General features: G+C 57.2%; 24 protein-coding genes. 13 read left to right on the forward strand and 11 right to left on the reverse strand.

The window, feature by feature from the left end; all coding sequences use genetic code 11:
- Nucleotides 1-23: 23 nt before the first annotated feature.
- Both ABFV38_RS06965 and ABFV38_RS06970 read right to left on the reverse strand, forming a co-directional pair.
- Nucleotides 24-836 (reverse strand): Cof-type HAD-IIB family hydrolase, encoded by an 813-nt coding sequence (locus ABFV38_RS06965; RefSeq protein ID WP_196346039.1) that lies wholly within the window; start codon nt 834-836, stop codon nt 24-26.
- Nucleotides 826-2,040 carry an MFS transporter gene (locus ABFV38_RS06970; protein ID WP_048222198.1) on the reverse strand — a complete coding sequence of 405 codons (1,215 nt, stop codon included), beginning with the start codon at nt 2,038-2,040 and terminating at the stop codon, nt 826-828. The genes ABFV38_RS06965 and ABFV38_RS06970 overlap by 11 nt, the downstream gene beginning before the upstream one ends.
- Nucleotides 2,041-2,121: 81 nt before the next feature.
- On the opposite strand from ABFV38_RS06970, the gene ABFV38_RS06975 reads away from it, so the two are divergent.
- Nucleotides 2,122-2,667 carry a TetR family transcriptional regulator gene (locus tag ABFV38_RS06975; protein WP_348958920.1) on the forward strand — a complete coding sequence of 182 codons (546 nt, stop codon included), beginning with the start codon at nt 2,122-2,124 and terminating at the stop codon, nt 2,665-2,667.
- Here ABFV38_RS06975 and ABFV38_RS06980 read toward each other — a convergent pair.
- From ABFV38_RS06980 to ABFV38_RS07010, 7 genes are all read right to left on the reverse strand, one after another.
- Nucleotides 2,664-3,434: an SDR family oxidoreductase gene (locus ABFV38_RS06980; RefSeq protein WP_348958922.1), complete on the reverse strand. Its 771-nt coding sequence runs from the start codon at nt 3,432-3,434 to the stop codon at nt 2,664-2,666. The two genes, ABFV38_RS06975 and ABFV38_RS06980, sit on opposite strands and share 4 nt — an antisense overlap.
- Before the next feature lie 118 nt (nt 3,435-3,552).
- Nucleotides 3,553-3,984: a glutaredoxin-dependent arsenate reductase gene (gene arsC, locus ABFV38_RS06985; protein ID WP_048222202.1), complete on the reverse strand. Its 432-nt coding sequence runs from the start codon at nt 3,982-3,984 to the stop codon at nt 3,553-3,555.
- A 12-nt stretch (nt 3,985-3,996) separates the two neighbouring features.
- Complete coding sequence (locus ABFV38_RS06990) at nt 3,997-5,286, reverse strand: arsenic transporter (RefSeq protein ID WP_348958924.1); 1,290 nt, start codon at nt 5,284-5,286, stop codon at nt 3,997-3,999.
- A gap of 40 nt (nt 5,287-5,326) precedes the next feature.
- Entirely contained in the window at nt 5,327-5,647 is a 321-nt protein-coding gene (locus ABFV38_RS06995) for a metalloregulator ArsR/SmtB family transcription factor (protein ID WP_048222207.1), read from the reverse strand.
- A 223-nt stretch (nt 5,648-5,870) separates the two neighbouring features.
- Nucleotides 5,871-6,350 carry a type VI secretion system tube protein TssD gene (gene tssD / locus ABFV38_RS07000; RefSeq protein ID WP_348958926.1) on the reverse strand — a complete coding sequence of 160 codons (480 nt, stop codon included), beginning with the start codon at nt 6,348-6,350 and terminating at the stop codon, nt 5,871-5,873.
- A gap of 221 nt (nt 6,351-6,571) precedes the next feature.
- Nucleotides 6,572-7,279, reverse strand: a complete 708-nt coding sequence (locus ABFV38_RS07005; RefSeq protein ID WP_348958928.1) for a hypothetical protein — start codon at nt 7,277-7,279, stop codon at nt 6,572-6,574.
- A gap of 605 nt (nt 7,280-7,884) precedes the next feature.
- Nucleotides 7,885-9,570: an aspartate:alanine antiporter gene (locus ABFV38_RS07010; protein WP_014169303.1), complete on the reverse strand. Its 1,686-nt coding sequence runs from the start codon at nt 9,568-9,570 to the stop codon at nt 7,885-7,887.
- A gap of 273 nt (nt 9,571-9,843) precedes the next feature.
- Between ABFV38_RS07010 and ABFV38_RS07015 the strand changes: the two genes are divergently transcribed.
- Nucleotides 9,844-10,218 carry an inner membrane protein YbjM gene (locus ABFV38_RS07015; RefSeq protein WP_348958930.1) on the forward strand — a complete coding sequence of 125 codons (375 nt, stop codon included), beginning with the start codon at nt 9,844-9,846 and terminating at the stop codon, nt 10,216-10,218.
- A gap of 30 nt (nt 10,219-10,248) precedes the next feature.
- Here the strand turns inward: ABFV38_RS07015 and ABFV38_RS07020 are convergent, their stop codons facing one another.
- Nucleotides 10,249-10,518, reverse strand: coding sequence for a GrxA family glutaredoxin (locus tag ABFV38_RS07020; protein ID WP_006809455.1), 270 nt, complete (start codon nt 10,516-10,518; stop codon nt 10,249-10,251).
- Nucleotides 10,519-10,702: 184 nt separating this feature from the next.
- Between ABFV38_RS07020 and nfsA the strand changes: the two genes are divergently transcribed.
- The 11 genes from nfsA to ABFV38_RS07075 all read left to right on the forward strand — a co-directional run bounded on the left by nfsA (nt 10,703) and on the right by ABFV38_RS07075 (nt 21,529).
- Nucleotides 10,703-11,425 (forward strand): nitroreductase NfsA, encoded by a 723-nt coding sequence (nfsA, locus tag ABFV38_RS07025; RefSeq protein ID WP_348958931.1) that lies wholly within the window; start codon nt 10,703-10,705, stop codon nt 11,423-11,425.
- A gap of 69 nt (nt 11,426-11,494) precedes the next feature.
- A complete protein-coding gene (gene rimK / locus ABFV38_RS07030; RefSeq protein WP_045908436.1) occupies nt 11,495-12,397 on the forward strand; it encodes a 30S ribosomal protein S6--L-glutamate ligase in 903 nt (300 codons plus the stop codon).
- A 63-nt stretch (nt 12,398-12,460) separates the two neighbouring features.
- Complete coding sequence (locus ABFV38_RS07035; protein ID WP_003858385.1) at nt 12,461-12,937, forward strand: YbjN domain-containing protein; 477 nt, start codon at nt 12,461-12,463, stop codon at nt 12,935-12,937.
- A 351-nt stretch (nt 12,938-13,288) separates the two neighbouring features.
- Nucleotides 13,289-14,401 carry a spermidine/putrescine ABC transporter substrate-binding protein PotF gene (gene potF / locus ABFV38_RS07040; RefSeq protein WP_045908435.1) on the forward strand — a complete coding sequence of 371 codons (1,113 nt, stop codon included), beginning with the start codon at nt 13,289-13,291 and terminating at the stop codon, nt 14,399-14,401.
- A 143-nt stretch (nt 14,402-14,544) separates the two neighbouring features.
- The gene (gene potG / locus ABFV38_RS07045) at nt 14,545-15,678 is read left to right on the forward strand and encodes a putrescine ABC transporter ATP-binding subunit PotG (protein ID WP_021240929.1); all 1,134 of its coding nucleotides are present in this window, start codon (nt 14,545-14,547) and stop codon (nt 15,676-15,678) included.
- A gap of 10 nt (nt 15,679-15,688) precedes the next feature.
- The gene (potH, locus tag ABFV38_RS07050) at nt 15,689-16,642 is read left to right on the forward strand and encodes a putrescine ABC transporter permease PotH (RefSeq protein WP_024907854.1); all 954 of its coding nucleotides are present in this window, start codon (nt 15,689-15,691) and stop codon (nt 16,640-16,642) included.
- The gene (potI, locus tag ABFV38_RS07055; protein WP_008503447.1) at nt 16,639-17,484 is read left to right on the forward strand and encodes a putrescine ABC transporter permease PotI; all 846 of its coding nucleotides are present in this window, start codon (nt 16,639-16,641) and stop codon (nt 17,482-17,484) included. Before potH ends, potI begins: the two co-directional genes overlap by 4 nt.
- Before the next feature lie 65 nt (nt 17,485-17,549).
- Nucleotides 17,550-18,023 (forward strand): YbjO family protein, encoded by a 474-nt coding sequence (locus tag ABFV38_RS07060; RefSeq protein ID WP_045908434.1) that lies wholly within the window; start codon nt 17,550-17,552, stop codon nt 18,021-18,023.
- 40 nt (nt 18,024-18,063) lie between these two features.
- Complete coding sequence (gene rlmC / locus ABFV38_RS07065) at nt 18,064-19,194, forward strand: 23S rRNA (uracil(747)-C(5))-methyltransferase RlmC (protein ID WP_348958935.1); 1,131 nt, start codon at nt 18,064-18,066, stop codon at nt 19,192-19,194.
- Between the two features lie 174 nt (nt 19,195-19,368).
- Complete coding sequence (locus tag ABFV38_RS07070) at nt 19,369-20,076, forward strand: response regulator transcription factor (protein WP_025912904.1); 708 nt, start codon at nt 19,369-19,371, stop codon at nt 20,074-20,076.
- A complete protein-coding gene (locus ABFV38_RS07075; protein WP_348958937.1) occupies nt 20,060-21,529 on the forward strand; it encodes an ATP-binding protein in 1,470 nt (489 codons plus the stop codon). Before ABFV38_RS07070 ends, ABFV38_RS07075 begins: the two co-directional genes overlap by 17 nt.
- Nucleotides 21,530-21,615: 86 nt before the next feature.
- On the opposite strand, the gene artJ is transcribed toward ABFV38_RS07075, so the two are convergent.
- The gene (artJ, locus tag ABFV38_RS07080; protein ID WP_033145047.1) at nt 21,616-22,347 is read right to left on the reverse strand and encodes an arginine ABC transporter substrate-binding protein ArtJ; all 732 of its coding nucleotides are present in this window, start codon (nt 22,345-22,347) and stop codon (nt 21,616-21,618) included.
- Between the last annotated feature and the right edge of the window lie 41 nt (nt 22,348-22,388).

The raw sequence follows: 22,388 nt of genomic DNA on the forward strand, positions 1-22,388 counted from the left end.
TGAGGGCACCAGACCGCACAGTGTTAATTAAACGGTGCCTCCCCGTTCAACACCTTCTCAATCACATCCAGCACGCCTTCCTCGTTATTATGCGGCGCTTCAAAACGCGCCGCCGCTTTGATATGCGGTCTGGCATTCGCCATCGCAAAGCTGAACCCGGACTGGCGCAGCATCTCCACGTCGTTGCCGCTGTCGCCGAAGGCCACCACGTCGCTGTTCTCTATCCCCCAGCGCTGCTGCAGGATCCGCAGGCCGTTGGCCTTATGCACGCCGGGGATAATCAGGTCGATACTGCCGTGACCGGTGGTGACGGGCACCATGATGTCGCTGAGTTTTTCATGCAGGAGCGCCTGAATACGCGGAATTTCATCATCAGACACGTTAAGCCCAAACTTGAAGAAAATATCGTTCAGGTTGTCGAAATCGCTGACCATTTCCAGACGGTGATAGTACTTTGCCGCGATGGCCTTAAAGCCCTCGTCATAGCATTTGAGCGTGTAGGCGCTGCTCTTCCCGCAGGCGATGATCTCAATGCCCGGCACGTCGTTTAACACGTTCGCGACGGTCTCGAAATGGGCTTTCGACAGTTCACCGTTGAAGACGTCTTCACCCTCACTCACGACCCAGCCGCCATTTTCGGCGACGAATGAAATTTCATGCGCAATCTCCGGGAAAAAGGAGATCAGCTGGTAGTACTGGTTGCCGCTGGCGACCACGAAGCGAATGCCTTGCGCCTTCATGCGCGCGTACTGCGCCAGAAAGCGCGGGCGATTGTAGGTCTTGGCATCACTCAGGAATGTGCCATCCATGTCGACGGCGATCAGTTTAACGCTCATATCCCTTCTCCAGTGTCGTGTGTTTCGTTTCCGGCTTTGCCACCGCGCGCGCCACCAGCGCCGCGACGATCACCAACCCTAATACCACCAGCATGGCGCTGCGCAGCCCGTAGTGCTCCCCGAGGAAGCCGAGCAGCGGCGGCCCGACCAGGAAGGCGAGATAGCCGGTTGTCGCCACCACGCTGACGCGCGTCGGGGCATCCGGGCCGGTGTCGCTGGCGGCGGAGATGGTCAGCGGGAAGCCGAGGGACGCGCCCAGCCCCCAGAGGATCACCGAGACGCCGGCAATCCAGTCCACATCCACAAAGATGATCATCGCGATACCCAGCCCGCCGAGCAGGGCGCTGGCGCGCACCACCGCCACGCGGCTGTAGCGGTCGATAAACCAGCCGCCGGTGAAGCGCCCGACGGTCATCCCCAGCGTAAACCCGGCGTAGATCAGCGAGCCGGAGGTCGGGCTAAAGCCGTGACCGTCCACCATCAGCAGCGGCAGCCAGTCGTTGGCGGACCCTTCCGCGAACGCCATCGCCAGCACCACCACGCCAATCAGCATCAGCTGATAATCGCGGTAGAAGGGCAGCCCTTTTTCGGCCGAATGCTGTTCATCTGAGGCGTTCTTGCCGGTGCCGTCCGGGATCGCCCGGATGCCGGTCAGAATCGGAATAATGCACACCAGCGCCGCCAGCAGGATATGCAGATTCGCGGTCATGCCGAAGGCCGTCAGCGCCATCCCCACGCCCGCCCCGGCCAGCGTGCCGAGGCTATAAAAGCCGTGCATCATCGGCAGCACGGTTTTGTTCATCTCGCGCTCGACCGCCGCCCCTTCAACGTTTATCGCCACTTCCGCCGAGCCGAAGCTGCCGCCAAACACCGTCAACCCCAGCGCAAACAGCACCGGTGAGGCAAACCACAGCGCCACGCTCAGCACCATCATCCCGAACACCGCGAAGCACATGGTGGTGCGGATCACCGCCCGCGTACCGAAGCGCTTCACCAGCCAGGCGGAGCAGAGGATGCCGCTCATGGAGCCTATCGACAGGCCGAACAGCACGATGCCCATTTCTGCGGTAGAAACGGACAAAATGTCGCGAATGGCGGGGGTGCGCGTGGCCCAGGAGGCCATCAGCAGACCGGGAATAAAGAAGAACATAAACAGCGCCCACATGCGGAGCTGCAGGGCTTTGCGGGGAGAGGTCAGCGTCATTGGGGTAGCACCAGAAGTACAACAATAGCGACAACACTAGCAAGTTTGTGTACATTTGTACACAAACCAGGTGAGGAATTGATGAGCAGACCACCCAACGATCCGCATCGCCGGGAGAAAATCCTGCAGGCGACGCTCGACACCATTGCTGAACACGGTATTCACGCCGTCACACACCGTAAAATCGCCACCTGCGCGGGCGTGCCGCTGGGGTCGATGACCTACTATTTCGACGGTATGGAGCCGCTGCTGGAGGAGGCCTTCACGTGGTTTACCCGCCAGATGTCGCAGCAGTACCGGGATTTCTTCGCGGGCGTCACCGGGCCGGAAATGGCATGCGAATCCATCACTACCCTGATCCACAGCTCACAGGTGACCACGCCGCACAACATGGCGCTGATGTATCAGCTTTACGCTTTTATGCACCGCAGCGCGGCGCTCAAAACGGTGATGCAGGACTGGATGAAGATGAGCCAGGCCACGCTGGAGCAGTGGTTCGACCCGGTTACCACCCGCGCGCTGGATGCGTTTATCGAAGGGATGACGCTGCACTACGTTACTGACCGGACGCCCTTAACCCGCCAAGAGATCCGGGCCATGGTGGGCAGGATTGCGGGCGAGAGCTAGGTTGCACCGGCGGTCATATTGACTGTGGTTCCCGTGATGGCGCTTGCCGCATCTGAAGCCAGAAACGCAATCGTGTCTGCTATCTGCGCCAGCGTCGGCAGGCGATGCGTCAGGGTGCTTTGCGCGGCGCCGCCGAGAAACTGCTCAACCGTTATCCCCATCGCCTGCGCCTTGGCGGCGAAAATGGCCCCCACATACGAACCCGCCTGCACCGCGTCGGCTATTGCGTGCGAGCGCAGACACAGCACACGAATATTTTGAGTCTCCAGCTCAGCCGCAAGCGCCCGGGTAAAGGCTTCCGTTCCCGCGCAGCCGACGATATGTCCGAGGTGGCCCGCCATCGTCATGTTTGCGGCGGGGGCGACGACGGTAATTATGGTCCCGCCATGCTCGCCGCCCATGCGGGATGACACGGCTTTCGCAATGTTAAAGTACGCGGCCAGGAAAGGGTCGAAGCCCTGACGGAATTCGCCGAGCGTTAATGCCTCAAGACGTTTGCCCTGATCGTGCATAAAGCCCGTGGCGTTGACGACGATATCAATGCGGGCAAGGTCGGGGAGCGGCGAGGACTCCTCAAGCGCATCGAAAACAAACGTGCTGGCAGAACCGCCCGCGGCGCGAATGCTGCTGGCGGCCTGCTCCAGCCTGGCGTGGGTGCGTGCGGCGAGATACACCTCCGCGCCTTCACGCGCAAGAGCGTGTGCCGCAGCGCTGCCGATGGCGCCGCTGCCGCCGAAGATGACGGCGGTTTTGTTTTTAAGACCCATGCCTGCATACCCTCACCAGACTTAACCCTCAAAAGTATGTGCCGGGTTTCGGCGGATGCAACTCAGCCGTTGGGCGGGGTATGCGGTTGGCAGATCTTACCGTGCCATTATCAATGGGTTACTTTTGTGAGATTTTTTTCCCGCTGGCGTCCACCACCGCTTCGCCATCTTCTTTCGTAAATGCCCCTTTCTGCGCATCCGGCAGAATATCTAGGACGACTTCAGACGGGCGGCACAGGCGGGTGCCCAGCGGCGTGACCACGATCGGACGGTTAATCAGAATCGGGTATTGCAACATAAACTCGATTAGCTGGTCGTCGGTGAAGCTATCTTCGGCAAGGCCGAGCTGTTCATAGGGCTCCACGTTTTTACGCAGCAGATCCCGCACCGAAATGCCCATATCGGCAATCAGGGTGGTCAGCGTATCGCGCGACGGCGGGGTTTCCAGATAGAGGATAATCTCTGGCTCCGTGCCGCTGTTGCGGATCATCTCCAGCGTGTTGCGCGAGGTGCCGCAGGCGGGGTTGTGGTAAATGGTGATGTGGCTCATATCAGTGGCTCATTACAGTGTGAAGGAGAGACGTAGCGCCAGCGCGGCGAGCGTCACAAACAGGACCGGCAGCGTCATGATGATGCCCGTCCGGAAATAGTAACCCCAGGTGATCGTCATGTTTTTCTGCGCCAGCACGTGGAGCCAGAGCAGGGTGGCGAGGCTGCCGATAGGCGTGATTTTCGGACCCAGATCGCAGCCAATCACGTTGGCGTAAATCATCGCCTCCTTAATCAACCCGGTTGCCGTGCTGCCCTCAATGGAGAGCGCGCCAATCAGCACCGTGGGCATATTGTTCATTATGGATGACAGGAACGCGGTGATGAACCCGGTACCCAGCGTGGTGGCCCACAATCCGTGCCCGGCCAGGCTATTCAGTACGCCTGTAAGAGAGTCCGTCAGCCCGGCATTGCGCAGGCCATACACCACCAGATACATCCCCAGTGAGAAGATGACGATCTGCCACGGTGCGCCGCGCAGCACTTTTCCGGTATTTATCGCATGTCTGCGTTTTGCAACGGCAAACAAAACCAGCGCGCCCGCAGTCGCAATGGCGCTGACCGGAATACCCAGCGGCTCCAGCACAAAGAAACCGACGAGAAGAAGGAGCAGCACGATCCAGCCGGTTCTGAACGTTGGAAGATCGTTTATCGCGCGTGCAGGCTCACGCAGTTTCGCCAGGTCATATTCCGGCGGAATTTCCTTACGGAAGAACAGATGGAGCATGACCAGCGTTGCGGCAATCGCAGCGACATCAACGGGAATCATCACCGAAGCGTATTCGCTGAACCCCAGCGTGAAGAAGTCTGCCGAGACAATGTTGACCAGGTTCGACACAATCAGCGGCAGGCTGGCGGTATCGGCGATAAAACCTGCCGCCATCACAAACGCCAGCGTAGCCTGCTTGCTGAACCCCAGTGCCAGCAGCATGGCGATAACGATAGGCGTCAGGATCAGCGCTGCGCCGTCATTGGCAAATAGCGCTGCGACGGCTGCGCCCAGAAGGATAATCCAGGTAAACAGCAATCGCCCGCGACCGTTCCCCCAGCGGGCGACGTGCAGCGCCGCCCACTCGAAAAAGCCGGACTCATCCAGCAGCAGACTGATGATGATGACGGCGATGAACGTTGCCGTAGCGTTCCAGACGATATTCCAGACTACCGGTATATCGTTAATGTGAATCACGCCGCTGGCCAGCGCCAGCACGGCGCCAATGCTGGCGCTCCAGCCGATACTGAGCCCTTTGGGCTGCCAGATGACCAGTACCAGCGTAAACAGAAAAATAGTCCCTGCCAGAAACATCGCTTACTCCGTTATATCTGTTTTTGTGAATGTGTTGTGCTTAGCACGAGCCCGGAAGCCGGTTTTTCAGCTTCAGGCGCGTCTCTTCCCGCAGGCAGTTCCAACTGGTGTCGATAACGGCTGCCGCCCATGCAGGCATGTTGGGAGAGAGACGGTAATGGACCCACTTCCCCTCACGGCGGTCGATAACCAGCCCGGACTCGCGGAGCAGCGCCATATGGCGGGAAACCTTCGGCTGAGATTCGGCGGTCGCGGAGCAGAGATCGCAGACGCATAGTTCGCCCGCTTCGCGGAGCAGCATGACGATGGCGAGCCGCGTTTCGTCGGAGAGGGTTTTGAAGAGGTGGAGTGGGTGGAGCATTCGGTCATCCTGAATGTCTTTTGTCATATTCATTAAATCATATATGTTTATAGCTGGCGAGAGAAGAGGAAAAAGCAGCAAGGATAGAAAAACTCAGGGAGGGCTTGTAGAAGGTCAAAAAAGTCTTTATGGCTTGCCCGGAGCAATCCTGACAGTCATGAGAAAGAAACCGTCCCCTGGAACGGTCTCTTTTTATCTGCTCACTTTCAACACTCTTCTGCGCTCAGGCGCAACAGCGATCGTTCCAGGTGTCACGGTAAATGATATTCCCCTTCGTGTACTTCCATGAGATGGCTTCATAACGCAATTCGAGCGTTTCAAGATGGGTGCTGCTCATCCCGTTAGGGGTCAGGAAGGGTGCCACTGTCGTGAACTTAACGTTTTCCATCACGATATTGAAATATTCGGCCTCGATACCGGACTCCAGAATACGGTACATCTTAATAATCCCCTTCTTCATCACTCGCCCTTCGCACACGGCTCGGTAAAGAAGTGGGGTAGTCTGATCAAATTCTTTGATTATCGTAATAGGGCGATGGACGCGCGTGCCGGTGAGCTTGCCCCAACTTGGGTCAACCGGAATGGTTACGCCATGTGAGAACGATTTCAGTTCTATGGAACCATGACGGGTGGGCATCATGCAGCTACCAACAATTGGCGAGCCGTTCTCGTCCTCAAGCCAGAGATGTGCGGGTGTAGACATGTCATTTCCTTATTAGCAAACGTGAAGCTTTTATGGTCCTCAATGCCATATCCAGTAAGCCAGCCCCATTGTGACCAGGTAAAACAGGAGGATGAATCCCTGGCTAACCTCAGGGAAGTAAACGTCAAGGACATAGCCAAAAATGAACGCGAGGATAATGGGTATATAAGTCCAGAAGAAAAACTGGGCCTGAGATTTGAGCCAGCGTCTTAGAAAGCCCATTAGTGCCTGCCCATGAGCTTCAGGATAGTGTCAGCAGCATCATAAGGGCTTTGACTGTCAGTCCATTGCTGCGTTAGCACGCCCGCGCGCATAAAAGCAGGTTCCACCAGGAAATACATCATTTCCAGTTCTCGCAGGTACAACGCTTGATAGTAGGCAGGATGCATCACTTGCAAGCGATGAGCGCTGTCAGCGGCCTGTTGCACAATCCCATATATCCCCAGCCCGCCAATAGCCGCGCCCGTTAATCCTGAAACGACCTTTAACCCTGAAGATGGAAGGGTTACATAAAGGCAAACAGTCGATGTGACACCTGCAGAGAATGAATATGAGGTTAGCGTGCTGGTGGATATATAAACGTTAGTGCGCATTAGAGCATGCTGTATCGCTGATAATTCTGCCGGGGAATAATTCTTAACCAGCTCCTCAACGTATGTGTTGATTAGGTCAAAGACGATGTTCCAGCGAGAAACGAGATGGAATATGCCCTTTCGGAAGCGAGCGTCCTCCAGGTTTTGTCGGGTGCATACATCGTAATATTCATCAGTAAAGCAGGAGGTGTAGTACAGCAGGCGTTGGGCACCGGCACCTATATTACTCAACTGGCTCTTTACTTCTTCACCTACCGCGCGTACCGCCTGGTCCAGCTTCATGGCCAGTATCTTTTGGCTCTGAAGCTGGCGGATGATCTCTTCAGAATGGTACATGCTTACTGACCTCGCACTTCAGTTCAATTGTGCGATCTTTTGCTGCATTCCCTAAGACCGGTATTGCTATTACTGAACTTGAAAACTGCATTCCTGTCCCCTCCATAGTGTTTCTATCCGCTCCAGCGTATGCCTGTAACTAATATGGAAGTTCAAAGCAGATCATGTTTATGAAAAGCACGGGATTTTTAGGATAATGACCTGATTTTTTTAATCAAAATACGATTTATCGGGAGCTTTAAGTGCGAATCGATGAGTTCAATACTGAGTGGCGCGTTCCAAAATCCGGAAGAATTGCAGGAACAATTAGCTGACTGATACAGACCCGCCGCTGGCTGGTTTTTTATTATCTGTTACAGCTATATAAAAGTTCTGCCGCGACGATGTCGCTATGCAGGGGAACCTGGCGGCATAAAGCATTAATTTACAGAGTGGTAATTTTCAGGCAACAAAAAACCCATCAACCTTGAACCAAAACGGCGGGGTTGATGGGCTCCACAAATTGGGGACATCAAAGAAAAGCAGTGGCACTAGTTATGACTGCCCCCTGATAAAAAAGTTCTGCGCGTAACAAAAATATTTTCCGCTACGCGCATTCTTAGGAGTTATCCGAGTCCGGGCCAGATGATGATAATCAGCGTACCCGCCAGTGTCAGCAGCACGTTAGCGATAGCATACGTGCCCGCATAGCCCAGCGCCGGGATGTTGCTGCGCGCGGTGTCGCTGATGATTTCCATAGCAGGCGCACAGGTACGCGCGCCCATCATTGCCCCGAAGAGCAGGGCGCGGTTCATGCGCAGCACGTAGGCACCGAACAGGAAGCAGATCACCACCGGTACCAGGCTGACGATAAGTCCGGAAACCAACATCTGCCAGCCGACGGCGCCGAGGCTGTGACCAATCCCGCTGCCCGCGCTTAAGCCCACGCCCGCCATAAAGACCATTAGGCCGAACTCTTTCACCATGTTCAGTGCGCCCTGCGGAATGTAGCCGAAGGTCGGGTGGTTCGCTCGCAGGAAGCCCAGCATGATCCCGGCGAACAGCAGACCGGCGGCGTTACCGATGCCGAAGCTGAAGTTGCTGAACTGGAAGGTGATCATCCCGATCATCAGGCCAACGATAAAGAAGGCGCAGAAGGCCAGCAGGTCGGTGACCTGGCTGTGAATGGAGATAAAGCCGATGCGGTCGGCCACGGTTTTCACGCGGCGGGCGTCGCCGCTGACCTGCAGCACGTCGCCTTTGTTGAGCACCACATTGTCGTCGATAGGCATCTCAATCTGGCTGCGGATCACGCGGTTGAGGAAGCAGCCGTGGTCGGTCAACTTCAGCTGCGCCAGGCGGCGGCCCACGGCGTTATGGTTTTTCACCACGATCTCTTCGGTGACGATGCGCATGTCGAGCAGGTCGCGGTCGAACACCTCTTTGCCGTTACGGAAGCTCGGGTCGAGACGGGCGTGGGCGTCCGGATAACCCACCAGCGCGATGTCATCACCCATCTGCAGCACCGCGTCGCCGTCCGGGTTCGCCAGAATGCCGTTGCGGCGGATACGTTCGATGTAGCAACCCGTCTGGCGGTAAATCCCCAGCTCACGCAGATTTTTGCCGTCAGCCCAGGCAACCAGCTCTGGCCCGACGCGATAGGCGCGGATCACCGGGAGATAGACTTTACGTTTGGAGTCGGTATCGAGACCGCGCTCGCGTGCGATTTGCTGGGCGCTGGTCTGCAGATCCTGATGCTGCAGTTTTGGCAAGTAGCGTGCGCCGACAATCAGGCTCACCAGACCAATCAGATAGGTCAGGGCATAGCCGAGGCTCAGGTGGTCGAGTGCGGTAGAAAGCTGCGCGCCGGCCATGCCGGAATGGCGCAGGGTATCACCGGCGCCCACGAGCACAGGGGTGGACGTCATGGAGCCTGCCAGCATACCGGCCGTTAACCCGATATCCCAGCCAAACAGTTTACCCAGCCCTAAGGCGATCAGCAGCGCGCTGCCGACCATTACCAGCGCCAGCATCAGATAATTTTTGCCGTCGCGGAAGAAAATTGAAAAAAAGTTCGGTCCTGCTTCCACGCCAACACAAAAAATAAACAGCATAAAACCTAAGTTGAGCGCGTCCGTGTTAATGCTGAAGTGCTGCTGGCCTAATAATAAGGAGACGACTAAAACGCCAATGGAATTACCAAGTTGAACTGAACCCAGGCGCAATTTACCCAGGCAAAGGCCCAGCGCCAGTACCACAAATAATAACAGGATGTAATTCCCATTTAACAAGTCTGCGACGTTTATATTCACGGAGGCTAACTTCTTGTTTACCAGTAAGTTGTTGAATGAAAGGACTTTTTGGGCTACTGTTTTCTGGGTCAGGGAAAGGCGTTAACGCTCCCTGTTTCCTGCTTTATTCCCTAAAACATTAGCTGGCGTGTAGTTTAATCGTATTAGCTACTGACAGCTACTGATTATCGCATCACCCTGTGCGTACTTTGGCAAGGATTGCCGCATTGCTTTATCTGACTGGGCGTCTACCCGACGAAAGTGTATTTGATAGAGATAAGTCAGGAGGATAGTTTGAACATTAAACGAAACTGGGCGGGGGTGATCAGCTGCTTTTTGCTGTTCACGGTCGTATGCATGTCGCTTGCTTTTAACGTGAAAGGGGCATTCAGGACATCGGGTCATCCGGAGCTGGGGCTGCTCTTTTTTACGCTGCCGGGGGCTGCTGCCAGTTTTCTCTCCCGTAAAGGGGAGGTGGTGAAGCCGCTGTTGGGTGCCATGCTGGCCGCGCCGCTCTGTTTGCTGCTGATGCGCTTGCTCTATATCTCAACGCGGAGTTTCTGGCAGGAGCTGGCATGGTTGATGAGCGCTGTATTCTGGTGCGCCCTTGGCGCGCTCTGCTACTTATTTGTGCGCAGTCTGCTTCGGCACCGACGGCACCACAAATAAAAACGCCCTCTCGGTGAGGGCGTCTTCACATTACTGGGCGGCAAACAAGCCCAGATGCTCTTTGGCGTAGGCTTCAAAGTCAGTGCAGCCGCCGATGTGTTTCTGATCGAGGAAGATCTGCGGTACGGTTTCAACCGGCTTACCGACGGTTTTCTCGAGATCCGCTTTCGTGATACCTTCCGCGTGGATATCCACGTAGCGGAAGTTGAAGTCATCGCGCTCTTCGGTCAGTTTCTCAGCCAGCTCTTTCGCGCGTACACAGTATGGGCACCCTGGACGACCAAAAATTACTGCAAACATTTCTCTCTCCTCAAAAAACAAGCCTGACGGCGAATAAGACATATAGTGCCCGATAACCTGCCGCCATTAAAGAAGGTTTCGCCTGTCGCTTTGATACAGTCAGGCTATGTTTCGCCAATTACATCGCGCAAATCATTGCCTATACTGGCTGCAATACGTATTAAGCAAGACAAAGAGAGACAAGATGACACCCACGATTGACCTGCTCCGTTCCCACCGTTCCATTCGCCACTTCATCGATGAGCCGATTACCGAGGCGCAGCGTGCCGCGATTATTGACAGCGCCAGGGCGACCTCAAGCTCCAGCTTCCTGCAGTGCAGCTCCATTATCCGCATCACCGATCCGGCCATGCGTGAACAACTGGTGACGCTGACCGGCGGGCAGAAGCATGTGGCCCAGGCGGCCGAGTTCTGGGTGTTTTGCGCCGACTTCAACCGTCATCTGCAGATCTGCCCTGAGGCCGAACTCGGGCTGGCCGAACAGCTGCTGCTGGGCGTGGTGGATACCGCGCTGATGGCGCAAAACGCCTTCACGGCGGCGGAATCGCTGGGGTTAGGCGGCGTTTACATCGGCGGTCTGCGTAATAACATCGAAAGCGTGACCGAGCTGCTGAAGCTGCCAAAACACGTGCTGCCGCTGTTTGGCCTGTGCCTCGGCTGGCCTGCGGATAACCCGGATCTGAAGCCGCGCATTCCTGCGGCGATGCTGGTGCATGAAAACCACTACCAGCCGGTCGATCAGGATGTCCTGAATCAATACGATGAAGAGCTGGCGAACTACTACCTGACGCGCGGCAGCAATAACCGTCGTGATACCTGGACTGACCATATTCGTCGCACCATCATTAAAGAAAATCGCCCGTTTATTCTTGATTATCTGCACAAACAGGGCTGGGCGACGCGATAGTCCATTTATCCTGCGCCTGCCTGCGTATATGATACGCAGGCTTTTTCCATGTCTTCAGAGAGGTGCAGGGTGAAAATTGCCATATTGTCCCGGGATGGAACGCTCTATTCATGTAAGCGCCTGAGAGAAGCGGCGGCGAAACGCGGGCATCAGGTTGAGATCCTCGACCCGATGTCCTGTTATATGAACATCGACCCGGCCGCCTCGTCGATTCACTACAAAGGCCGCAAGCTGCCGCATTTTGATGCGGTCATCCCCCGCATCGGCTCCCAGATTACCTACTACGGCACCGCCGCGCTGCGCCAGTTCGAGATGCTGGGCAGCTATCCGCTCAACGAATCCGTCGCCATTTCCCGCGCCCGCGACAAGCTGCGCTCGCTGCAGCTCCTTGCCCGTCAGGGGATCGATCTCCCCGTCACCGGAATTGCCCATTCACCGGACGACACCAGCGATCTGATCGACATGGTGGGTGGCGCCCCTTTGGTGATCAAGCTGGTGGAAGGCACCCAGGGCATTGGCGTGGTGCTGGCGGAGACGCGTCAGGCAGCGGAGAGCGTGATTGACGCCTTCCGCGGGCTGAATGCCCACATTCTGGTGCAGGAGTATATCGAAGAGGCCAAAGGGCGCGACATCCGCTGCTTCGTCGTGGGAAACGAGGTGGTGGCGGCCATTGAGCGCCAGGCCAAAGAGGGTGATTTCCGCTCTAACCTTCACCGCGGCGGCGTCGCGCGTGTAGCCGATATCAGCGACCGCGAGCGAGAGATTGCGGTGAAAGCGGCGCAAACCCTGGGGCTGGACGTGGCGGGTGTAGATCTTCTGCGCGCGACGCGCGGGCCGCTGGTCATGGAGGTGAACGCCTCGCCGGGGCTGGAAGGCGTGGAAAAAACCACAGGGGTCGATATTGCGGGTAAAATGATCTTATGGATCGAGCGTCATGCGACGCCGGGCTACTGTCTGAAAACGGGTGGTTAAATGGATTACCGCGCGCTTTTTGAGTACCCTATGCGAAGTTTTTATTAAAGAGGCTGCATCGCGATGGATTTACAGGTCGTACCTACACTGGATACGTTACGTCAATGGCTTGATGATGCCGGAATTACGTTCTTCGAATGCGATTCCTGCCAGGCGCTGCATCTGCCTCATATGCAGAATTTCGACGGCATTTTCGATGCCAAAATCGATCTGATTAACGACGTGATCCTTTTCTCCGCGCTGGCCGAAGTGAAGCCGTCCGCGCTGTTGGCGCTGGCCTCCGACCTGTCGGCCATCAATGCCAGTTCTTTGACGGTGAAGGCATTTCTCGACATACAGGATGATAATCTGCCAAAACTGGTCGTTTGCCAGTCTTTATTCTCCGGGGCAGGGCTGTCGTTCAAGCAGTTCGCCTGGTTTATGCGCCTGAGCGAAGAGCAAATTTCGATGGTCATGATGGAAGCCAATGCACACCATCTGCTGTATAGCGCGGAAGATGATGCAGAGAATAATGATGCATCTCCCAATTTTCTTCACTAAGCCTGTCTGACTTTTGCGCAGTCGCTGCCATGGCGGCTGCAGAAGGCCATTTTTTCTGCTGCTTTTAACCTTCCTTTAAAGAATTATTCACCTCCCTGAAGGCTGTTTCGGCTTATCACGTAGACTTAACCTGCATAAAAAATTGATAAAAGGCGTTTTTTCGTCTGGGCTATAGCCGGAGACACGGGCTACAGTTATTCTTGCGATGCTTCAAAAAGCGAGCGGAAGCTGCCGGGTAAAGAGGTTTCTTTTTATTTTGAGCAGAGCGACAAACTATGCATGATTTTTGCATATATCCAGATTGCACAGTTTTAGTTCGTTTGTTAACGAGCTTTCAGAAGGAATAACACTATGATCGCCTTGAATAAAAAATGGTTATCGGGTCTGGTTGCGGGTGCTCTGATGGCCGTCTCTGCCGGCACGCTCGCTGCGGAACAAAAAACGCTGCACGTTTATAACTGGTCTGACTATATTGCGCCGGACACGGTCGCAAATTTCGAAAAAGAGACCGGCATTAAAGTGGTCTACGACGTGTTCGATTCCAACGAAGTGCTGGAAGGAAAACTGATGGCGGGCAGCACCGGGTTTGACCTCGTGGTGCCTTCCGCAAGCTTCCTCGAGCGCCAGCTGACGGCAGGCGTCTTCCAGCCGCTGGATAAGAGCAAATTACCGAACTGGAAAAATCTCGATCCGGAAGTGCTGAAGCTGGTGGCCAAGCATGACCCGGACAACAAATACGCGATGCCGTATCTCTGGGCGACCACCGGTATCGGCTTTAACGTTGATAAAGTGAAGGCGGCGCTGGGCCCGGACGTGAAGCTGGACAGCTGGGACGTGGTACTGAAGCCGGAAAACCTTGAGAAGCTGAAAAGCTGCGGCGTCTCCTTCCTCGATGCGCCGGAAGAGATTTTCGCGACCGTGCTGAACTACCTGGGCAAAGACCCGAACAGCAATAAGGCGGATGATTACACCGGCCCGGCGACCGATCTGCTGCTGAAGCTGCGTCCAAACATTCGCTACTTCCACTCTTCCCAGTACATTAACGACCTGGCGAACGGCGACATCTGCGTCGCGATTGGCTGGGCAGGGGACGTTTGGCAGGCGGCTAACCGCGCGAAAGAGGCGAAAAACGGCGTGAACGTCTCTTACTTCATTCCGAAGGAGGGGGCGCTGGCCTTCTTTGACGTCTTCGCGATGCCGGCTGACGCGAAAAACAAAGACGAAGCGTATCAGTTCCTCAACTACCTGATGCGTCCTGAGGTTATCGCCCACATCAGCGACCACGTTTACTATGCGAACGGTAACAAGGCCTCCGTGCCGCTGGTGAGCGAAGAGATCCGTAATAACCCGGCTATCTATCCGCCAGCGGATGTGTTCGCCAAGCTCTTCACCCTGAAAGTTCAGGATCCAAAAATTGACCGCGTGCGTACCCGCGCGTGGACCAAGGTGAAAAGCGGTAAATAACGGCGTTTGGTATTGCTGCCCGCTGGCGCTATCGCTTACCGGGCCTCTACAACCCGTAGGCCGGGCAAGCATTAGTGCCGCCCGGCGATGCGCACCCTGACGGTGCGTTTGCACCAGTTTTGATCTCTACCGGAGAACACCCCGTGAATGACGCGATCCCCCGCCCGCAGGCGAAAGTCCGTAAAGCGCTGACCCCGCTGCTTGAAATTCGTAACCTCACCAAATCTTTTGATGGCCAGCATGCCGTGGATGACGTCAGCCTGACGATCTATAAAGGCGAAATTTTTGCCCTTCTGGGGGCCTCTGGCTGCGGTAAATCGACCCTGCTGCGTATGCTGGCCGGTTTTGAACAGCCCACCGCCGGGCAGATCGTGCTCGACGGCGTGGATCTCTCCAGCGTGCCGCCGTATCAGCGCCCGATCAACATGATGTTCCAGTCCTACGCACTGTTTCCGCACATGACGGTGGAGCAGAACATCGCCTTCGGCCTGAAGCAGGACAAGCTGCCGAAAGCCGAAATTACCGCGCGCGTGGCCGAGATGCTGAGCCTCGTGCACATGCAGGAGTTCGCCAAGCGTAAGCCGCACCAGCTCTCCGGCGGCCAGCGTCAGCGCGTGGCCCTGGCTCGCAGCCTGGCAAAACGCCCGAAACTGCTGCTGCTTGACGAACCGATGGGCGCGCTGGATAAAAAGCTGCGCGACCGTATGCAGCTCGAAGTGGTCGATATCCTTGAGCGCGTGGGGGTGACCTGCGTGATGGTGACCCACGACCAGGAAGAGGCCATGACCATGGCCGGACGTATTGCGATCATGAACCGCGGCAAGTTCGTGCAGATTGGCGAGCCGGAAGAGATTTATGAGCATCCGACCACCCGCTACAGCGCGGAGTTCATCGGCTCGGTTAACGTCTTCGAAGGGCTGCTGAAAGATCGTCAGGAAGACGGTCTGGTCATCGAATCGCCGGGGCTGCAGCATCCGCTTAAGGTCGATCCGGATAACTCGGTGGTGGATAACGTGCCGGTCTACGTTGCGCTACGCCCGGAGAAGATCATGCTCTGTGAGGATCCGCCTGCTGATGGCTATAACTTTGCCGTCGGGGAAGTGGTGCACATTGCCTATCTGGGCGATCTCTCTATCTATCACGTGCGCCTGAAAAGTGGGCAGATGCTCAGCGCGCAGTTACAGAACGAACATCGCTATCGCAAGGGACAGCCGACCTGGGGCGACGAAGTGCGCCTGTGTTGGGATGCAGACAGTTGCGTTGTGCTGACGGTATAAGGAGCGGCCAATGAGTACACTTGAACCTCCAGCCCGCGTCGAAAAACCGGGCGGCTTTGCCCACTGGCTGACGCGCATGCAGATGAAGCACGGCCGCAAGCTGGTGATCGCCATGCCGTACGTGTGGCTGATCTTGCTGTTCCTGCTGCCGTTCCTGATTGTTTTCAAGATAAGCCTGGCGGAAATGGCGCGGGCGATCCCGCCTTACACCAACCTGCTGGACTGGGCCGACGGGCAGCTGACGCTGACCTTAAACCTGGGTAACTTCCTGCAACTCACCGACGACCCGCTCTATTTCGAAGCCTATCTGCAGTCGCTGCAGGTGGCGGCGATCTCGACGCTCTGCTGTCTGGTGATGGGCTACCCGCTGGCGTGGGCGGTGGCGCACAGCAAGCCGTCAACGCGTAACATCCTGCTGCTGCTGGTGATTTTACCGTCGTGGACCTCGTTCCTGATCCGCGTTTACGCGTGGATGGGGATCCTGAAAAACAACGGCGTGCTGAACAACTTCCTGATGTGGCTCGGGGTGATCGATCAGCCGCTGACGATCCTGCACACCAATCTCGCGGTCTATATCGGCATTGTGTACGCCTATCTGCCATTTATGGTGCTGCCGATCTACACGGCGCTGACCCGTATCGACTACTCGCTGGTAGAAGCGTCGCTCGATCTCGGTGCCCGTCCGTTAAAAACCTTCTTCAGCGTCATTGTCCCGCTGACCAAGGGCGGCATTATCGCCGGGTCGATGCTGGTCTTTATCCCGGCGGTGGGGGAGTTTGTGATCCCGGAACTGCTCGGCGGGCCTGACAGCATCATGATTGGCCGCGTGCTGTGGCAGGAGTTCTTCAATAACCGCGACTGGCCGGTGGCCTCGGCGGTGGCGATCGTGATGCTACTGCTGCTGATCGTGCCGATCATGTGGTTCCACAAGCATCAGCAGAAACAGATGGGAGATCACGGATGAACAACTTACCGGTAGTGCGCTCCCCGTGGCGAATTGCGATCCTGGTCATCGGCTTTACCTTCCTGTATGCGCCGATGCTGATGCTGGTGATCTACTCGTTTAACAGTTCCAAACTGGTGACGGTCTGGGCGGGCTGGTCGACGCGCTGGTACAGCGAGCTGTTCCACGATGATGCGATGATGAGCGCGGTGGGGCTGAGCCTGACCATTGCGGCGCTGGCGGCGACCATGGCGTCCGTGCTGGGCACGATCGCCGCGCTGGTGATGGTGCGCTTCGGGCGTTTTCGCGGTTCAAACGGCTTCGCCTTTATGATCACCGCTCCGCTGGTGATGCCGGACGTGATCACCGGTCTCGCGCTGTTGCTGCTGTTCGTGGCCCTGGCGCACGCCATCGGCTGGCCGGCGGACCGCGGGATGCTCACCATCTGGCTGGCGCACGTCACCTTCTGTACCGCCTATGTCGCGGTGGTGATCGCCTCACGCCTGCGCGAGCTGGATCGCTCCATTGAAGAGGCGGCGATGGATCTCGGCGCGACGCCGCTGAAGGTCTTTTTCATCATCACGCTGCCGATGATTATGCCGGCGGTGATCTCCGGCTGGCTGCTGGCGTTTACCCTGTCGCTCGACGATCTGGTTATCGCCAGCTTTGTCTCCGGCCCGGGGGCGACGACGCTGCCGATGCTGGTTTTCTCCAGCGTGCGCATGGGGGTCAACCCGGAGATCAACGCCCTGGCCTCTATCATCCTCGGCGTGGTCGGAATTGTCGGATTTATCGCCTGGTATCTGATGGCGCGCGCGGAAAAACAGCGCGTGCGCGATATCCAACGTGCAAGACGCGGCTGAAGGATTTAAAATTTCCAGTGATGTGCCGCGCATGACGCGGCACTGTTTTTCAGGGAAGTAAAACATTGGGATTATTAAAAAAATCACGTATTACGCACGCACGTCCTAACGTACCTGCACTGGTTCAGGTGGCGGCGCTCGCCATTATTATGATCCGCTGCCTGGACGTGCTGATGATTCTGAATACCCTGGGCGTGCGCGGCATCGGTGAATTCATTCACCGCAGCGTGCAGACGTGGAATCTGACGCTGGTCTTTTTGAGCAGTCTGGTGCTGGTGTTTATCGAGATCTACTGCGCGTTTTCGCTGGTTAAAGGGCGCAACTGGGCGCGCTGGGTCTATATGCTGACGCAGATTACCGCGGCGAGCTATCTGTGGGCCGCTTCGCTGGGGTATGGCTACCCGGAGCTGTTCAGTATTGCCGGTGAGTCCAAACGCGAGATCCTGCGCGCGCTGTTTATGCAAAAACTGCCGGACATGCTGGTGCTCTTTCTTCTCTTCGTTCCGGCCTCCAGTCGGCGGTTCTTCCGCCTGCAATAATGTGTATAATCGCAGCCCTCGTGATTTTTAAGGTTTTCATATGCAGTGCGCACTCTATGACGCCGGACGCTGCCGCTCCTGTCAGTGGATAGAACAACCGGTCTCTCAACAACTCACCGCCAAAATGGCCGACCTGCAACAGCTGCTGGCAGAACACGCGGTGGGCGAGTGGTGCGCACCCGTCAGCGGCCCTGAGCAGGGTTTTCGCAATAAAGCCAAAATGGTGGTCAGCGGCAGCGTGGAAAAACCGCTGCTGGGGATGCTGCACCGCGACGGCACGCCGGAAGACTTAACCGACTGCCCGTTGTATCCCGCTTCCTTTGCGCCGGTCTTTGCCGCACTCAAGCCGTTTATTGCCCGGGCGGGGTTAACGCCCTATAACGTGGCCCGTAAGCGTGGCGAGCTGAAATACCTTCTGCTGACCGAAAGCCAGAAAGACGGCGGCATGATGCTGCGCTTCGTGCTGCGCTCTGAAACTAAGCTTGAGCAGCTGCGCGCGGCGCTGCCGTGGCTGCAGGAACAGCTTCCGCAGCTTAAGGTCATTACGGCGAACATTCAGCCGGTACATATGGCGATCATGGAAGGGGAGAAAGAGATTTTCTTCACCGACCAGCACGCGCTGGCGGAGAGCTTCAACGGCGTGCCGCTGTGGATCCGCCCGCAAAGCTTCTTCCAGACCAACCCGACCGTGGCAAGCAGCCTGTACGCCACCGCCCGCGACTGGGTGCGTGCGTTGAACGTTCACCACATGTGGGATTTGTTCTGCGGCGTGGGCGGGTTTGGCCTGCACTGCGCCACGCCGGAGATGCAGCTCACCGGCATTGAGATCTCTGCCGAAGCGATTGCCTGCGCGAAGCAGTCCGCTGCCGAACTGGGGTTAACGAATCTGCACTTCCAGGCGCTCGACTCCACGCAGTTCGCGACCGGCCAGGGCAACGTGCCGGAGCTGGTGCTGGTCAACCCGCCGCGCCGCGGCATCGGCAATGCGCTGTGCGACTACCTGAGCCAGATGGCGCCGGAATACATCATCTATTCCAGCTGCAATGCGCAGACCATGGCGAAAGACATTGCGCAACTACCGGGCTATCGCGTTGAACGCGTTCAGCTTTTTGATATGTTCCCGCATACCGCGCATTATGAAGTGTTGACGTTGCTGGTGAAAACGCACTAATCCTCAACATCGCCCGGTGGCGCTGCGCTTACCGGGCCTACGGGTTCGGGTAGGCCGGGTAAGGCGTAGCCGCCACCCGGCATGACCTCCGCACAATGTTCAACAAAATGTGAACTCTTCCCCCGCTCGAAATCAGGTAAGCTTACGTCATAAGAAATGATTGAAGGCTTACCCATGAAGCAGATCCTGCTGGTGGAAGACGACCACGATATCGCGGCGCTTCTGCGACTCAATTTAGAAGACGAAGGCTACGCCATCACCCACGAGCCCGACGGGGGCAATGCCCTGCAGCGTCTTGAAGCCCAGACCTGGGATGCGGTGATCCTCGACCTGATGCTGCCCAACGTGGACGGTCTGGAGATTTGCCGCCGCATCCGTCAGATGACGCGCTACCTGCCGGTGATCATCATCAGCGCCCGCAGCAGCGAAACCGACCGCATCACCGGGCTGGAAACCGGCGCCGACGACTATCTGGCAAAACCGTTCTCCGTGCAGGAATTGATTGCGCGTATCAAAGCACTGTTTCGTCGCCAGCAGGCGATGGGGCAGGCGCAAACCGACGGACACATTCAGGCGCACGGACTGACCATCGATCCGCTGGCGCGCAGCGTGCTGCTACACGGCCAGGTGGTGGACCTCACCCCGCGCGAGTTCGAGCTGCTCTACTTCTTTGCCCGTCATCCCGGCGAGGTGTTCTCCCGTCTGGCGCTGCTGGAGCAGGTCTGGGGCTACCAGCACGAAGGCTACGAGCACACCGTCAACACCCATATCAACCGCCTGCGCATCAAGATAGAGAAGGACGCCGCCGAGCCGGAGATCATTCGCACCGTCTGGGGCAAGGGCTACAAATTTGCGGAGCCGCAGCATGATGCGTCGCTTTAGCCTGAGCCAGCGCCTGACGCTGCTCTTCATCCTGCTGATGATGCTCTGCGCCGCCGTCGCCTGCGCGGTACAGCTCTACAGCAGCATGCAGTACGGTAACGCAATGGTGCAGCGTTTGTCGGGTGGGCTGGCGCAGCAGATCGTCCAGCGCGAACCGATTCTGGACGCGCAGGGCCGGGTCGACCGCAGCGCGCTGAAACCGCTGTTTGGCCGGCTGATGACCTTTAATCCGAGCGTTGAGCTGTACGTTATCTCTCCTGACGGCGATATCCTCGCCGATGCCGCACCGCCGGGCCATATTCAGCGGCAAAAAATCGACCTGGCGCCGGTGCAGAGCTTCCTGAGCGGCACCGCCATGCCGGTACTGGGCGACGATCCGCGCAGTCAAAATCAAAAAGTCTTCAGCGCCATGCCGCTGCGGCAGGACGGCGAGCTAAAAGGCTATCTGTACATTATCTTGCAGGGCGAGGAGTCAAACGCTCTGGCGGAAATGGCCTGGCACAAGGCGCTGTGGAGTACCGTCCTGTGGTCACTGCTGTGGGTCGCGCTGTTTGGGCTGCTGGCAGGGCTGCTGGTCTGGTACTGGGTCACGCGTCCGGTCAAACAGCTGACGGTGGAGGTCGCCGGGCTGGAGCAAGACAGCATGAGCGCAATCAGGCTGCTGGCGGCACAGACGCCGGACACGGCGGCAAAAGATGAAGTGGCGATCCTGCGCAACAGCTTTATTGAGCTGGCGCGCAAAATCACCCAACAGTGGGATCGGCTGGCCGACAGCGATCGCCAGCGCCGGGAGTTTATCGCCAATATTTCGCACGATCTCCGCACGCCGCTGACCTCACTGCTGGGGTATCTCGAAACCCTGTCGCTCAAATCCGCCACCCTGACGCCGCAGGAGCACCAGCAGTATCTCGCCACCGCGCTGCGTCAGGGGCAAAAAGTCCGGCATCTTTCGCAGCAGCTGTTTGAGCTGGCACGCCTTGAGCACGGCGGTATTAAACCCCAGCGCGAGCGGTTCGCAATGGCGGAGCTGATTTCCGACGTGGCGCAGAAGTTTGAGCTCACGGCCCGCACGCGAGAGGTCAATCTGCATATTGACGTGCCGGGGCCGCTGCCGATGGTCAACGCCGATGTGTCGATGATTGAACGCGTGGTGACCAACCTGCTGGATAACGCGATGCGCCATACGCCGGGCGGCGGAGAAATTCGCCTGGCGGTGTGGCAGGAAAATGAACAGCTGCAGGTCGAAGTGTCCGACAGCGGAACGGGCGTGGATGCCTCGCTGCGCGACGATCTGTTCCAGCGGCCGTCGGCGCTCAATACCCAGGCCTCGCGGGAGAATCGCGGCGGGTTGGGGCTATTAATCGTGAAACGGATGCTGGAGCTGCACGGGGGCGGGATCAGGCTAATGGAGTCGGTGAGCGGGGCGCGGTTCAGGTTCTTTGTGCCGTTATGAGAGAGTGCCGGGCGGCGCTGCGCTTGCCCGGCCTACAAATCCCCCCGTAGGCCGGGTAAGGCGAAGCCGCCACCCGGCAAAAGACATTACTGCGGGAACCACTGATCGCTGATTTTCTGGTACGTACCGTCCGCTTTAATCGCTTTCAGCGCGCCGTTCAGTTTTTCCAGCAGGGCTTTGTTATCCGGACGTACCGCAATGCCGAGGCCCGTGCCGAAGTACTGTGGATCGGTCACTTTCTCGGTAGCCGTGCCCAGCTGCGGGTTGGTTTTGAGCCACTCGTTCACCACGGCGGTATCGCCGAAGACGCCGTCGATACGGCCATTTTTCAGGTCGATAATCGCGTTCTGGTAGCTGTCATAGGCCACGGTCTTCACTTCAGGATGTTTGTCCTGCAGGTATTTCTGGTGCGTGGTGCCGTTTTCCATCCCGATGCGTTTGCCTTTCAGCTGATCGAAAGAGGTATACGCGCCTTTCTTCGCAATCACCACCGCCGAGTTGGCGTAGTACGGGTCGGTGAACGCCACCTGCTTGCTGCGCTCAGGCGTGATGTCCATCCCGGAGATCACCGCGTCGTATTTTTTGAACTTCAGCGACGGGATCAGGCTGTCAAAAGCATGGTTAGTAAAGGTGCAGTCGGCCTGCATCTGTTTGCACAGCGCTTTCGCCAGATCGATATCGAAACCGACGATCTGGTTGCTGGCATCCAGCGACTCAAACGGCGGATAGGTGGCGGACACGCCGAAATTGATTTTATCCGCAGCGGATGCGCCAGCGGCGAAGGTGGCGAGTAATGCGGCCAGAACTAACTTTTTCATTGTAATGCTCCCGTCTGTCTTATTGATGCGCCGTGTCTGCG

It is taken from the genome of Enterobacter cloacae complex sp. Mu1197 (genome assembly GCF_040059225.1).
GTDB lineage: Bacteria > Pseudomonadota > Gammaproteobacteria > Enterobacterales > Enterobacteriaceae > Enterobacter > Enterobacter quasiroggenkampii.